This is a genomic window from Niveispirillum fermenti (assembly GCF_052474395.1).
The window spans coordinates 1,106,306-1,120,383 of sequence record NZ_CP156681.1; the positions used below are offsets into that span (position 1 = coordinate 1,106,306).

Here is a 14,078-nt window from a genome sequence, read left to right on the forward strand (position 1 = left end):
AATGCTGATTTTGAACGGCGTTCTGTGCTGATGTCCGTCGAAGATCGTGGTTGGCTGACAAGTCACATATATATCTGAAGTTATTAAGGTTTCTGGCGTTCTTGCGCGTTCGCTGCCGTTCGTCCAAAATTTCAACAAATGCCGCTCACAACGGTCTGGCTGGGGGGCAACTCTCTGGGCCCACCAATTTTATCAAGGGGTTGGCGTCGCCACACTGGCGACGCCAACCTGTCCGGTACGGCGCCTCTTCCCGCCTCAGCGTCGTGACCGGCGGCGGAGCCAGAGTTGCAGGCCGTAGATCGTTGCGACGAGCAGTCCGATGCCTGTCAGCAGGCCCAGAGCGCGGCCGGGGGTGCCGCCGGCCTCGCCCGTGTGCAGGGGATACAGGGCGGAAACCAGGATGTCGGCCGGTGGGGCGTCGTGGATGGGGTAGGTGCCGCGGATGCCGGCATCGTTGGCGTCGATCACGACCAGGCTGCGGCCGTACCCGCCGCGATACAGTTCGCCGGGGGCGCGGACCCACATGTAATAGCTGGCATCGGTGGTGCTGGGCAGCGTGGTGCCCACGAAGCGGCTGCCGGGAATGGCCGATGTGCCGGCCCGGACCGCGGTGGCCAATCCCACGGGGCGGGTCCCCGCCGGCGGGTTGGGGGGCAGGGCCACATCCTCCACATCCAGCAGGTGGCGCATTTCATGCTCGAACAGCAGCAGGGTGCCGGTCACGGCCAGGAACAGGGCCGGCACCGCCACCCAAAGCCCCACCGCACGATGCAGCCCATAGAGGCGGGCCGTGCGTCCGCCGGCCCCGCGCGGCAGCAGCGCCTGCCGCCAGCCCCCGCGGCGCGGCCAGGCGACCACCAGGCCGAAGACCAGGTTGGTGACCAGCAGCATGCCCGAGCCGGCCAGTATCCAGTGCCCGACGCGACCCGCCAGCAGGTCGATATGGACGGCGCGCATCAGTTCCAGGAAGCTGTGCTCACCCGCCGCGCGGTCGCGCAGCACGGCACCGGCGCCATCGATCCGCGCCCGCCGTGCCGCGCCGGCTTCGTCGCGGTAGGCGACGACATAGCGGTCGGGCAGACCCGCCGTGGTCCAGATCCAGGTCACGCCGGCCCCCGGCCCCGCCGTTCCCAACTGATCCAGGCGATGCCCGATCGCATCCAGGTCGGTCGGTCGGGTTTGCGTGGAGACCAGCGCATCGTCGAGTTCGAAATGGAAGCTGAGAAGGGTACCCGTGACGGCCTGCACCAGCCAGAACAGTGCCGCCCCCAGCCCCAGCCAGCGATGCAGCCGGATGAGCAGGCCGCGCCGGCCCGTCGATTTGGTCATGATCTTTTCCCCCGGGGCCTGCTTCCCCTGCCGTTACGAACGTCCCGTGTCCGCCCGGTCCCTGGAACCTCCAGTTTGTGCCAAATGGAGGGAGCCAAACCTCAACCCGCGGCCTGGCCCAGCCCCGCGATGGCGATCCGGGCTTCCTCATCATCCAGGGAGGCGAAGCCGACGCGCAGGCCGCGCGGCGCATCGGCGGACGCCATGAAGGAGCGCGACGGGGCGAAGCGCAGGCCGGCGGCGGCGGCCCGCTCCTCCATCCTGTCCATGTCCCCCGGGAATCGCAGCCAGAAGGCCAGCCCGCCGTCGGGAATGCGGAAATCGACGCGGTCGCCCAGCACCCTGCGCAGTTCCCGGGCGAAGCCTTCCCGCCGGCCGGCATAGACCTGCCGCGCCTTGCGGGCATGGCGTCGCAGTTCCCCGTCGGCGATCAGGGTGGCGACGGCATTCTCCGTCACCCCGTTTCCCATGCCGTCACTGAGCGAGATCATGTGGGCCAGTGCGTCGATCATGGGCGCCGGTGCCGCGACATAGCCGATGCGCAGCGCCGGCAGCAGCAGCTTGGACAGCGAACCGACATGGATGACCTGTTCCGGCGCATAGGCTGCGATGGGCAACAGGGGTTGCGACTGGAAATGGAATTCGTGGTCATAATCATCCTCGATCAGGGCAAAACCGTACTGGCGCGCCATTTCCACCAGCCGCAGGCGCCGGTCCGGCCGCAGCGCGACGGTGGTCGGGAACTGGTGGTGCGGTGTTACGAAAACGGCGCGCACGGGATGACGGCGGCACGCCTCCTCCACGGCATCCACATCCATTCCCCCCTCGTCCAGGCCGACGGGCACGATGCGCGCACCCAGGGCCTGGAACGCCGCCATGGCGGGTTCGTAGGTCAAGGCCTCCATGATCACGGCGTCGCCGGGCCGCAGCAGCGCCATGGCCGCCAGGAAGATGCCGTTCTGGCTGCCGCGCGTGATGCAGATATTCTCCCTGCCCACGGGCAGGCCACGCTGGGCCTTCAGCATGCCGGCGATGGCATCGCGCAGTTCCGGCGTGCCGCGCGGATCGCGATACTGCAGGCCGTTGCTGCGGGAAACCCGGTGCGTGGCGGTGCGATAGGCGCGGGCCAGCAGTTCCGGCGGGAACAGCCGTCCATCGGGCGCGCCCTCATCCAGCTTCAATCCCCGCCCGGCAGGCAGGGCCAATGGCCGGTCGGGCGGCCGGTTGAACCGATAGCCCGGGGCCGCCGGCCTGATGGCACCACCCGCACCACCCGCACCACCCCGCCGGCCGGCGCCCTGTTCCGGCAGGGTGGCGGACACCATGGTGCCGCGCGTGGCCGTGGTGGACAGCCACCCCTGCGCAATCAGATCCTCATAGGCCAGGACGACGGTCTTGCGGTTGACGCCCAGCATCCGGGCCAGTTCCCGGCTGCTGGGCAGGTAGGTGCCGGAGGTCAGGCGGCCGCTTTCCACATCATGGATCACGGCCTGGATGATCTGCATGTAGAGCGGGGCCGGGCGCGAGGCATCGATCCGTTCGCTGAGGCCGACCTGCCAGGTGCGTACCATTGGACCCCTCGAATTCATGATCTTGGCGGTTTCTTATGGTCCAGTGCCGGCACAGCATCAAGGGATGGCGACGGGTAAACCACAGGGTCTGATCGGGTAAACGGCACGATGGGCAGCGTTTTTGAAACCTATGGGGCGGACGATGTCCGCCGGTTGATCGAGCAATATCCCCTGGCCTGGGTGTCCAGCCCGGACGGGGAGGAGGCAAGCCTGCTGCCGCTGGTGGGTGTTTATGATGCCGGGGGGGGTCTGATCGAACTGATCGGCCATTTCGCCCGGTCCAACCCGCTGGCCGCGGTCTTTGCCACCGATCCACGGGCCGTCATCCTGTTCAAGGGGCCGGACGATTATATCTCCCCCTCGCAGGCGGGGCGGCGTGACTGGGGGCCGACCTGGAACTATGTGCAACTGCGCGTCTGGGCCGATATCACGGTCGATCCCGCCCTGACGCCCGCCGCCCTGGACATGCTGATCGATCAGGTGGAGCGTGACCGGCCGCAGCCCTGGCGTGCCGCTGAACTGGGGCCGCGCTATGACCTGCTGATCCCGCATATCGTGGGGTTCCGGGCGCGCGTCACGCGGCAGAAGGCAAAATTCAAGCTGGGCCAGGATGAGCGCCCGGACACGTTGCGCAACATCCTTTCCACCCTGCCCGATGGTGGCCTGCCCGATGGTGGCCTGGCGGATTGGATGCGCCGTTTCAATCCGGACCGGCTGGGGGATGGGAACGATGAGTGACACCATCCTGATGATCGGCTGCGGCCGCATGGGCGGGGCCATCGCGCAGGCCTTGGCACCGGCCTGCCGGGTGCTGGCCTTCGACCCCCATGCCGACCACCTGCCGGCTGGGGTGGAAAGGCTGGAAAGCCTGTCGGGCGCCGGCGCATGCGCGGTCGTGGTCCTGGCCGTGAAGCCTCAGGGTTTCGATGCGATCGCCCCGGCGCTGGCTTCGCTGGCCGGGCCGGGCAGCGTGATCCTGTCCATCATGGCCGGCATCACGCTGGAACGGCTGTCGGCGGCGGCGGGGACGGGGGCCGCCCTGGTGCGCGCCATGCCCAACACGCCGGCCGCCATCGGCTGCGGCATCACGGCCGCCGTGGCATCCCCCGCCGTGACAGCGCGGCAGCGTGCCGCCGTCACGCGGACGCTGGAAGCCACGGGACAGGTGCTGTGGCTGGAGGATGAGGGGGACCTGGATGCCGTCACGGCCCTGTCCGGCAGTGGTCCTGCCTATTTCTACCGCTTTGCCGAGGCGCTGATCCAGGCGGGCATGGAGCGGGGGCTTGACGCGGAGACCGCCACGCGGCTGGCGCGGCAGACCTTCATCGGGGCCGCCCGGCTGGCCGAGGTGGACGGCGTGCCGCTGGTTGAGCTGCGCCGGCAGGTCACCAGCCCCGGCGGGACAACGGCCGCCGGGCTGGCCGTGATGGAGGCCGACGGGGCCATCGACGCCCTGGCGGGACAGGTGGTGCGCGCGGCGGCCCGGCGGTCGCGGGAATTGTCCCAGCCGCGGTGAGCAGACGGGAAACGGGAAGCAGGCGATGTTCGATCTGTTGAAGGGGCTGCGCGTCATCGACCTGAGCACGGTCGTGCTCGGCCCCTATGCCACGCAACTGGTCGCCGACATGGGGGCCGATGTCATCAAGGTGGAGACCAGGGCCGGCGACGTGTTCCGTGCCGCGCGGCCGGGGCGCCCCGGCGGTGATGGCGCGGGGTTCCTGAACCTGAACCGCAACAAGCGGTCCATCGCGCTGGACCTGACGCGGGCCGATGACAAGCGCATCCTGGACAGGCTGGTCGCCACGGCGGATGTCTTCGTCCACAATATGCGGGAGAATGGCGCCCGCAAGCTGGGCCTGGACCATGCCGCCATCCGCGCGCTGAAGCCGGATATCGTCTATTGCTCGGCCCGCGGCTTCGGCCGGGGGCTTTATGGTGACGAGCCGGCCTATGATGATTGCATCCAGGCCGCCTCCGGACTGGCCTGGCTGAATGCCGATGCACAGGGGGAGCCGCGCTTCGTGCGCACCGTGATGTGCGACAAGGTGGCGGGGCTGCACCTGGCCTTCGCCATCGCTGCCGGCGTGGCGTCGCGCGCGCGGACGGGCCAGGGCTGCCACATCGAAACGCCGATGTACGAGGCCATGGCCTCCTTCCTGATGATCGAACAGCTTTCCGGGCAGAGCTTCGTGCCGCCGCTGCCCGACCGGGGCTATGCCCGGCTGAACGCGCCGGGACGGCGTCCCTATCGCACGCGCGACGGCCATGTCGCCATCATGCCCTACACGGCGGCGCAGTGGCAGCGCTTCCTGCGGCTGATCGGGCAGGCGGACCTGGCGGCCTCGTCTGCCATCACCAATGACGAGGAGCGGTCGCGGCAGATCGACCGGCTTTATGAAGTGATCGCCCAGGCTGCACCGTCGCGAACGGCGGCGGAATGGCTGGATCTGCTGCGCGCGGCGGATATTCCCTGCGCGCCCGTCAACCGGCTGGAGGATTTGCCGGCGGAACCGCATCTGGCCGGCACGGGCCATTTCCGCACCATGACCCATCCGGTCGAAGGCGGGCTGATGTATGCCGCACCGCCCTTTGCCAGCGATACCGCACAGGTGCTGCCCGACCGACCGCCGCCCGTGCTGGACGGTGACCGGGCGGAGATAATGGCCGAACTGGGCCTGACGGACGCTGACGCGCCCCTGGCCCGGCCATCGGATGCCGGCGCCGCTTGAAGCCGGTGACCGGACGCGGCCGCTATCGTTCCACCGACAGATAGCGTGACAGGTGCAGGTTGCGGACATTGTCATGCCAGCCCCGCACCCGGTCGGACACCATGTGCGTGGTGACATGCACATAGACCGGGATGACGACATGGTCGGCCAGCAACTGTGCCTCGGCCCGTTCCATCAGGGAACGGCGGGCGCGGGGGTCGATCTCCGATGCGGCGGCCTTGACCAGCCGGTCAAAGTCGGGACTGGCGTAGCCGGCATGGTTCTGGCCCTTCACGTCGGACAGGAACAGGGACAGGAAGCTGTAGGCGTCGTTGTAATCCCCGATCCAGCCGCCGCGCACCACGTCACGGAACCGCCCCTCCGCCCGGTTCTGAAGCAGCACCTTCCATTCCTGGTTCACCAGCCGGGCGCGCACGCCCAGCTTCTGCCGCCACATGCTGTCGATGGCGATGGCGATCTTCCGGTGGTTCTCCGACGTGTTGTACAGAAGCTCCACCTCCAGCGGGCGGCCACCAGGGCCGTACCCGGCCTCCGCCAGCAGGGCGCGGGCGCGGTCGTCGCGTTCGGCCTGGGTCAGGCTGGCCCAGTCGGGCAGGGGGGCCTTGTAATTGTCCGTTCCGGGCGGCGTCACGGTATAGGCCGCGATCTCGCCCGCCTGGGTGATCTTGTCCACGATCAATTGCCGGTCGATGGCCATGGACAGGGCGGCGCGCAACTGGGGGGAGGATTTCCACGGCTCGTTGCGCAGGTTATAGACGAACCAGTAGGTGGAGAAGAACGGGGCCAGCCGCATCTGTCCGGGCATGTTCTGCCGTGTCCAGGCGATCTGCCCGTCCGGTATGTCATAGGTGATGTCCAGTTCGCCGGCCCGGAACCGTTTCAGTTCGGCATCCCGGTTTTCGGTCGGGTAGAAATAGACGGCGTCGAGTGCCACGTCACCGGCCGCGTGGAAATGCGGGTTGCGCACCAGCTTCACATGGCCCTGGGGCACGGCTTCGGCCAGCATGAAGGCGCCGTTGGAGACGAGATTGCCCGGCCTGATGAAATCATCGCCGAACCGCTTCACGTTGGCCTGTGACACGGCATAGGTGGCGTGATGCTGCAGCGACGCGATGAAATAGGAGGTCGGCGCCTCCAGCGTCACGCGCAGGGTCAGGTCGTCGACCGCTTCCGCGCCCAGGGCGGTGGCGGGCATCCGGCCCTTGGAGATGGCTTCCGCATTCTTCACGGGCCACAGGAAGAAGGCATAGCGTGATCGCGTGTCCGGCGACACCAGCCGGCGCCAGGAGAAAACGAAATCCCCCGCCGTCACGGGCGTGCCGTCGGACCATTTGCCGTCGGGCCGCAGCGTGAACGTGCAGGTCAGCCGGTCGGGGCTGATGGTCCAGGCCAGGGCCGCGCCGGGGATGACCTGGCCCTGCGCATCGGCCGTCACCAGCCCCTCGAACAGGTCCATCTCGATCCAGCTTTCGGCCTCACCCGTCGATTTGTGCGGGTCCAGCGTTTCCGGCTCCGACCCGTTGCCCCGGTGAAGTGCCGTTTCCGCGGGGGTCGCCGCGACGCCAAGCCAGGACAGGGCCAGCAGAACGGACAGGAATTTGACCAGCAGGTGCCGCACGCGCCCAACCTTTCAGATTCATGTGATCCTGCCCCCAAGGATAATGGCCAGTCCGTGCCGGGCAATGAAAAACCCCCGGCCCAGGGGACCGGGGGTTGGCCAGGGGACTGGGGTTGGCCAGGGGACTGGGGTTGGAATGCGCCCGATGACCCATCCCGGCCAGGGTGGGGAACTAATACCAACTTGCGATGAGTAGAACTCATCGCAAGTTGGTCCGCCGGCGATTGAGGGCAGTGATCAGAACCAATAGGTTCTGATCACTGCAAAATAGTATAAGGGCGGTTGTTACTTCAGGTCCAGGAAGCGGGACGGATGCAGGTCCATCAGGTTGTCGGTCCAGCCCACGACCTTGGGGCTGACCATATGCCGGGAGCTGTAGAAATGGATGGGGAACACGGCCACTTCCTCCAGCATCAGCCGTTCGGCCTGCTGGAGAAGGTCGGCGCGCCGGGCCACATCCGTCGTTGTGTTCGCCTCGGACATCAGCAGGTCATATTGCGGGTCGGCGAAGGCCGACGGGTTCTGTTTGCCGATGTCGCCGCGAACCAGTTCCAGGAAATTGTTGGCGTCATTGTAATCGCCGATCCAGCCGTGACGGGTCACGTCCTTGAACTGCTTTTCGTCGCGGGTGCTCAGGAACACCTTCCATTCCTGGTTGTTCAGCGTCACACGCACGCCCAGCTTCTGCTGCCACATGGAGGCGACGGCGATGGCCACCTTGCGATGGTTTTCCTGGGTGTTGTACAGGATTTCGATGGCCAGCGGCTTGCCGCCGGGGCCATAGCCGGCCGCGGCGATCAGCTCCTTGGCCTTGGCATCGCGCTGTGCCTGCGTCCAGTTGGCATAGTCGGGGATTTGCTGGGTATAGTTCGTGGTGTTCGGCGGCACGAAACTGTAGGCCGGAATTTCACCGCGCTGGTTGATCCTTTCCACGATGATGTCACGGTCGATCGCCAGGTTCAGGGCCAGCCGCAGGTCCTTGTCCGACTTCCACGGTTCCCGGGTCAGGTTCGGGGCGTAGAAGTAGGTGCCGAAATAGGGCGCCATGCGCAGTTCGCTGGGCAGGTTCTGCCGCAGCCACTGCATCTGTGTCACCGGCAGTTCATAGGTCACGTGCAGCTCGCCGGCGCGATAGCGCTTCAGCTCGGCTTCCTGGTTTTCCGTGGGATAGAAGATGACCGTATCGATCGGGGTGGTGGCCGCGGCGTAATGGTGGGGGTTCTTCACCAGCCGGATATGGCTTTGCGGCACAGCCTGGTCCAGCATGTAGGCGCCGTTGGTGACCAGGTTTCCCGCCTTGATGAAATCGTTCCCGAACTTCTCCACATTCGCCCTGGAAATGGCGTAGGTGGCATGGTGGTGCAGCATGGACAGGAAATAGGGCGTGGGCGTTTCCAGCGTCACCTCGAACGTGTGGTCGTCCACGGCGCGCACGGCCAGCGCTTCCGGCGGCTTGCGCCCGAAGGTGACGTCCTGCGCGCCTTTCACGGGCCACAGGAAATAGGCGTAGTCGGCGGCCGTCTTGGGGTCCACGACGCGGCGCCATGAGAAAACCCAGTCATGCGCCGTCACGGGCGTGCCGTCCGACCATTTGGCATCGCGGCGCAGATGGAAGGTATAGACGCGGGCATCGGCGCTGACGTCCCAGCGCTCCGCGGCACCGGGAATGAAATTGCCCTTGCCGTCGGGGACCAGCAGGCCGTCGAACAGATCATACTGGATCCAGCTTTCAGGCACGCCGCTGGATTTGGCGGGGTCCAGCGTTTCCGGCTCGGCGCCGTTGCCGCGATGCAGGACCTTCTGTGCCTGCGCCGGGGCGGCCGCCACGCCCAGCCCGGCGACCACAAGCGCCGCGGCGGCGGTCAGGCCGCGAACGGATTTCCAGAATGATGACATGCCCGATTTTCTCCTGTTTTCGTTCTCGTGTATGGGTTGCTCTTCCACCCTGGTCCGGGCCTGTTTCCGGCCCGTTGCCGGGTTCCGGCCCCTTCTTGACTGGGGGCCGCGCCTTTTGTCCGTTATTTGCCCGTTACTTCCAGATAGCGCGTGGGCTGTACGCCCATCGGGCTTTCCAGCCAGCCCTTCACCCGCGGGCTGACCAGGTTGCGATAGGCCTGGTGGAAAATCGGGATCATGGGCGCATCGGCCAGCATGATGGCTTCCGCCTCGGCCAGAAGGGCCATGCGCCGGGCGGGGTCGGTGGACAGGTTGGCTTCCGCCAGCTTGGCATCATATTCCGCGCTGGCATAGCCGGCCCGGTTCATCTTGCCCACGTCCGACAGGAACAGCTTCAGGAAGGTGTAAGGGTCGGCGAAGTCGGCGATCCAGCCCAGCATGACCGTATTGGCATAGGATTTCTCGCCGGCATTCTGCAGCAGCACCTTCCATTCCTGGTTGTTCAGCGTGACGCGGGCTCCCAGCTTCTGCTGCCACATCGAGGCGACCGCCACGGCGATCTTGCGCGTGCTCTCACTGGTGTTGTGAAGGATCTCCACCACCAGCGGCTTGCCACCGGGGCCATACCCGGCCTCGGCCAGCAGCCGCCTGGCCTCCGCGTCGCGGGCGGCCTGCGTGGTGTCCGACATGTTGGCGACCGGCAGCGTATAGCCCTTCACGCCCGGGGCGGTCAGCGTGAAGGCCGGGATGTCACCCGACTTCGTGATGCGCTCCACGATGATGTCCCGGTCCACGGCCAGTGACAGGGCGCGGCGCAGCGCGGGGTTGGAGGCCAGCGGCTCCTTGGTCATGTTGACGGCGGCATATTGCGTGCCCAGCACCGGATAGAAGCGCATCGCGTCGGGCATGTTCTGGCGCAGCCAGTCGATCTGCGTCACGGGCGCCATCTGCACGATGTCCAGTTCACCGGCGCGGAACCGGCGCAGCTCGGTTTCCGGGCTGTCGGTGTGATGGAAGATCACCGTGTCGATCTTGACGGAGGCCGCCTCGCGGAAATGCGGGTTCTTGACGGCCTTGACATAGGCCTGCGGCCGGTACTCCACCAACTGGTACGCCCCGTTGGAGACCAGATTGCCCGGCCGCAGGAAATTGCTGCCGAACTTCTCCGCATTGGCCTTGGAGATGGGGTAGGTCATGCGGTGGACCAGCGAGCCCAGGAAATAGCCGGTGGGCCGTTCCAGCGTCACCTTCAGGGTGCGGGCGTCCACCGCCTCGACCCCCAGCGTGCCGGGCTCCTTCTGCCCGTTGCTGATGGCCTCGCCATTCTTCACGGGCCACAGGAAATAGGCGTAGTCGGATGCGGTCCGGGGGTCGACCAGACGCCGCCAGGAAAAGACGAAATCGTCCGCCGTCACGGGCGTGCCGTCGGACCATCTGCCATCGGCACGCAGTGTGAAGGTATAGGTCAGCCCGTCGTCGCTGATCGCCCATTTCTCCGCAGCACCCGGCACGACCTCGCCATCGGGGCCGAAGGTCAGCAATCCTTCGTAAAGGTCATAGCCGATGCGGGCCGACTGGACATCGGTGCCCTTGTGCGGGTCGAGCGAGGTTGGCTCCGCCTGATTGCCGCGGTTCAGGACCATCTCCGCGGCCGCCGGGGCGACGGTGGCGGTGAAGGCCAGTGAAAAGGTGGCGAAAGCCGCCAGGGCGGCCGGCGCGAAACGACGCGCAAAACGCATTGTCACCAACTCCAGATGTATCGGTTCATTACCCCCACCGCTTATGTGCGGCCTGCGGCGCCCGGAGTCCAGGGTTTGCGGCAGCAAAAAAGCCCTTGGGGCCGATTATCCGGTTGGAAAAGCGCCATGGCGGCCAAGCCCTTGCACCCGCGCAACGAAGCGGGTGGTGGCTGCGGACCGGTCATGGAACCGATCCGCAGCCACCCGGCATCCGGCGCCCCGCATCCGGGGCCCTATGTCATACCAGGTTGCGATAAGCAGAACTCATCGCAACCTGGTACGGCGGCGACCACCACAGCACCGCTCGTGCGGTGTCGCCCGAGCCAACGAATGTTGGCGCCGGCGATTGAGGGCTGTGATCAGAACCAATTGGTTCTGATCACAGCAAAATAGTGTCAGCCCGCCAGTTCCAGGTCCAGGATATAGACATATTGCTGGCCGGAATGCAGGTCCCGTTCCTCCACGCCGCCCTGCGATCCGCGCCGTGGATAGGATATCTTCAGCACGTTCAGGTTCGGCACCGGATAGTGCGACACGCTGGCCGGGTCGATCCGGTAAACTCCGGCGATGGACGTCGCGCTCAAGGCGGGGTCGTTGCTGTATTTCTCGAAGCTCTCCTTGGAATCGAACATCAGGTCGATCGTCACCCAGAAGGGCCCGGCGACCTTGGAGCGGATGTAATGGCAGACGTCCTTGAGTTTGGTAGCCATGGGGTTGCCCTCAGTTCGGCGCGTTGATGTCGGTGATGATCGTCATGCGGACCAGTTCCAGCGGATCATCGACGCTGACCACATGGTTCAGCACGAACTCGTACACGGGGCCGCGGTCGATCTCTCCGGGCGTGAAGGCCCAGCCATAGCTGGGCAGCGGATCGTTCAGGCGAACCGGCATGTGGAAGAAATAGGGGTTGCAGGCCTTGGCGATCTCATGCGCCAGCTCCTGCGTGGCGGCGGTGAAGACCCCCATCAGGCCGATCTCCTTGGGCGGCGGGCCGCCGGGCTTGAAGCCGGTGAGGCCGTTATACCCGTACATGCGCAGCGAGATGTCGAACGCGCCCGGGTCGAGATTGAGCGCGGCCTGGACACGGTCGGTCAGCCGCAGAAGCATGTGGTCATGGAAGACTTCCGGCTCGGCCAGCACCTTGGGGTCGGCGATCCCGACCAGCAGGATGGTCTGGTACTTGTCGCCGGTCGCGCCCTCGATCTTCATCGTATAGGGCTTGGGCCGCCAGACGGAGCCGGTCACACGGACCTTGGTGGCGGAAATCTGGTGGTACGCGCAGCCCGTCACGTCCAGCTCGCCGCCGGGTTCGGTCAGGATCCAGGGGCTCTTGTTCTCATACAGCAGGTGGGCGGAAATGCTCTCGACGGATGTCGTCAGGCGCGGGGAGGCCGGTTCGGCATCGAACCCGTCCTTGTGGATCTCGATCAGCAGGCCGCGCTGGCCACTGTTGGCCGAGGTCACCTGGCCGCCGCATTCGGCGATCTTGCCCGCATGCCAGGACGGGCCGGCCGGCGCGCCCTTCCACAGGGCGAAGGCGGCGATCACGGCGGGGTCGGACGTGCGGCCGCCGATGATGATGTCGGCACCGGCGTCCAGTGCCGCATGATAGGGCTCCGGCCCCATCAGCGCCACGATGTGCAGGCACTTGTCCAGCGTCGCCTCGTCCAGATCTCCCAGCGGCGGCAGGTTGCCGACCTTTCCCTGTGCCAGTTTCTGCTTGATCACGGCCGCCGGCTGTTCGGAATAAAGCAGTGCGATCGTCGGCGTCAGCCCCTTCTCCCGCGCGATTTCCAGGGCGATGTCACGTGTCCAGTCAACGTTCAGGTCGCCGCCGGCCTGGGCGGCCGTGCCGATCAGCAGCGGGATGCCGGCCTTCTGCTGCGCTTCCATCAGCATGCCAAGGTCGCGCTTGACCGAGCCCCGGTCGTTCTTGCTGATCCCCTTGGCCAGATAGGCCGCCCCGGCATCCGTCGACCCGGCGTCCAGCGCCATCGCATGCGGACCCCAGGCCATGGCGTATTCCACCTCTTCGGCGAATGCGCCGGTGCCCAGTGAGCCCTGCGGCACATAGATTTTCACGGACTCGAAGTTTCGACCCATCGTGGCCTTCCTCTCTCCAGGGCCAATTGGAAGCAGACCCCCAATTGAGTTGACAATGTCAACCATCCATAGGCTTGCATGTTGAGTTGATATTGTCAACTCAATTGGGGTTGCCACCCGGGGCGCTGACCGCCGGCACAGCCGGATTGCGCCTGCGGTTTGGCACTGCTAACCTTGCGTCATGAAGACCGAATCCCTTGATCGCGACAGTGAAGAACACCCGCTGCCGACCGCGGTGGAATATGCGGAGGCGGTTGCCGAGCAGATTCACTTGATCCGGCGGCTTTATCAGGCGCGCCTCGCCCGTGCTTATTCCAACGCGGCGCCGGACATGGTCTATATGGCGGGCCGGATACTGGACTATATTGGACGGCACCCGGGTTGTGTGCAGTCGGAGATCGCTGCTTATTTCAGGCGGGACAAGGGCCAGGTTGCGAAGATCATCGCAAACCTGCGCAATCAGAACCTGATCGAGATGCAGGCCGGCTCCAACCGGCGGCGCCAGCAACTGGTGTTGACGGCCAGGGGACAGGAGATCAGGTTGCGCAGCCAGCAGGAACGCCACCATGTGGCGCAGCTGGGGGTCGTCCATCTGGACATGGCGGAGCGGCAATTGCTGGTCGACCTGCTGGACCGCATGCGGCGGGGCCTGGAGTCGGAACCGCTATAGCATCCCGCCTGCCCGCTTCGGGGCGAGCGCGGGCGGAGGTCCTGCCGGCAGTGGCTGATGCCGTTTCCCGGTGATCCCCATAGATCACCGGGCTTATACTATTTTGCGGTGACCAGAACCTATTGGTTCTGGTCACCGCCCTCAATTGCCGGCGCCAACATTCGTTGGCGCGGGCGACGCCGCACGAGCGGCGCGGCGGCAGTCGCCGCCGGACCAACTTGCGTTGAGTTCTACTCATCGCAAGTTGGTATTATATGTCGGTTCTCAATCGCCAGCGGCCCCTTCCGTGGGCTCGGCGACGCGCCAAGCGGCACGCCGGGGCCGTCGCCACCCCACCCCCGGTGAGTACTACTCACCGGGACCTGTATAATCCAGGTTCTGGCCGGTTTCCTTCTGATGGGCGTGCCAATGGGCGTGCCAATG

11 protein-coding genes are annotated in these 14,078 nt (G+C 66.1%); 4 read left to right on the forward strand and 7 right to left on the reverse strand.

Going from position 1 to position 14,078, the window contains the following annotated elements; translation table 11 throughout:
- Positions 1–255: 255 nt before the first annotated feature.
- Together ABC728_RS16630 and pdxR are read right to left on the reverse strand one after the other, a co-directional pair.
- Positions 256–1,329: a PepSY-associated TM helix domain-containing protein gene (locus tag ABC728_RS16630; RefSeq protein ID WP_416619515.1), complete on the reverse strand. Its 1,074-nt coding sequence runs from the start codon at positions 1,327–1,329 to the stop codon at positions 256–258.
- 101 nt (positions 1,330–1,430) lie between these two features.
- Positions 1,431–2,900: a MocR-like pyridoxine biosynthesis transcription factor PdxR gene (gene pdxR / locus ABC728_RS16635; protein ID WP_416619517.1), complete on the reverse strand. Its 1,470-nt coding sequence runs from the start codon at positions 2,898–2,900 to the stop codon at positions 1,431–1,433.
- Between the two features lie 108 nt (positions 2,901–3,008).
- Between pdxR and ABC728_RS16640 the strand changes: the two genes are divergently transcribed.
- The 3 genes from ABC728_RS16640 to ABC728_RS16650 are packed head-to-tail and all read left to right on the forward strand — an operon-like array spanning position 3,009 to position 5,629.
- Complete coding sequence (locus tag ABC728_RS16640; RefSeq protein WP_416619519.1) at positions 3,009–3,638, forward strand: FMN-binding negative transcriptional regulator; 630 nt, start codon at positions 3,009–3,011, stop codon at positions 3,636–3,638.
- Complete coding sequence (gene proC / locus ABC728_RS16645; RefSeq protein WP_416619521.1) at positions 3,631–4,416, forward strand: pyrroline-5-carboxylate reductase; 786 nt, start codon at positions 3,631–3,633, stop codon at positions 4,414–4,416. The genes ABC728_RS16640 and proC overlap by 8 nt, the downstream gene beginning before the upstream one ends.
- 25 nt (positions 4,417–4,441) lie before the next feature.
- Complete coding sequence (locus ABC728_RS16650) at positions 4,442–5,629, forward strand: CaiB/BaiF CoA transferase family protein (protein WP_416619523.1); 1,188 nt, start codon at positions 4,442–4,444, stop codon at positions 5,627–5,629.
- Between the two features lie 22 nt (positions 5,630–5,651).
- On the opposite strand, the gene ABC728_RS16655 is transcribed toward ABC728_RS16650, so the two are convergent.
- From ABC728_RS16655 to ABC728_RS16675, 5 genes are all read right to left on the reverse strand, one after another.
- Positions 5,652–7,247 (reverse strand): peptide ABC transporter substrate-binding protein, encoded by a 1,596-nt coding sequence (locus ABC728_RS16655; protein WP_416619525.1) that lies wholly within the window; start codon positions 7,245–7,247, stop codon positions 5,652–5,654.
- Positions 7,248–7,532: 285 nt separating this feature from the next.
- Positions 7,533–9,143, reverse strand: coding sequence for a peptide ABC transporter substrate-binding protein (locus ABC728_RS16660; protein ID WP_416619527.1), 1,611 nt, complete (start codon positions 9,141–9,143; stop codon positions 7,533–7,535).
- 122 nt (positions 9,144–9,265) lie between these two features.
- Entirely contained in the window at positions 9,266–10,882 is a 1,617-nt protein-coding gene (locus tag ABC728_RS16665) for a peptide ABC transporter substrate-binding protein (RefSeq protein ID WP_416619530.1), read from the reverse strand.
- A 395-nt stretch (positions 10,883–11,277) separates the two neighbouring features.
- Positions 11,278–11,592, reverse strand: coding sequence for a DUF4387 domain-containing protein (locus ABC728_RS16670; RefSeq protein ID WP_416619532.1), 315 nt, complete (start codon positions 11,590–11,592; stop codon positions 11,278–11,280).
- 10 nt (positions 11,593–11,602) lie between these two features.
- Complete coding sequence (locus ABC728_RS16675) at positions 11,603–12,985, reverse strand: acyclic terpene utilization AtuA family protein (protein WP_416619534.1); 1,383 nt, start codon at positions 12,983–12,985, stop codon at positions 11,603–11,605.
- A 181-nt stretch (positions 12,986–13,166) separates the two neighbouring features.
- On the opposite strand from ABC728_RS16675, the gene ABC728_RS16680 reads away from it, so the two are divergent.
- Complete coding sequence (locus ABC728_RS16680; protein WP_416619535.1) at positions 13,167–13,655, forward strand: MarR family winged helix-turn-helix transcriptional regulator; 489 nt, start codon at positions 13,167–13,169, stop codon at positions 13,653–13,655.
- Positions 13,656–14,078 lie beyond the last annotated feature (423 nt).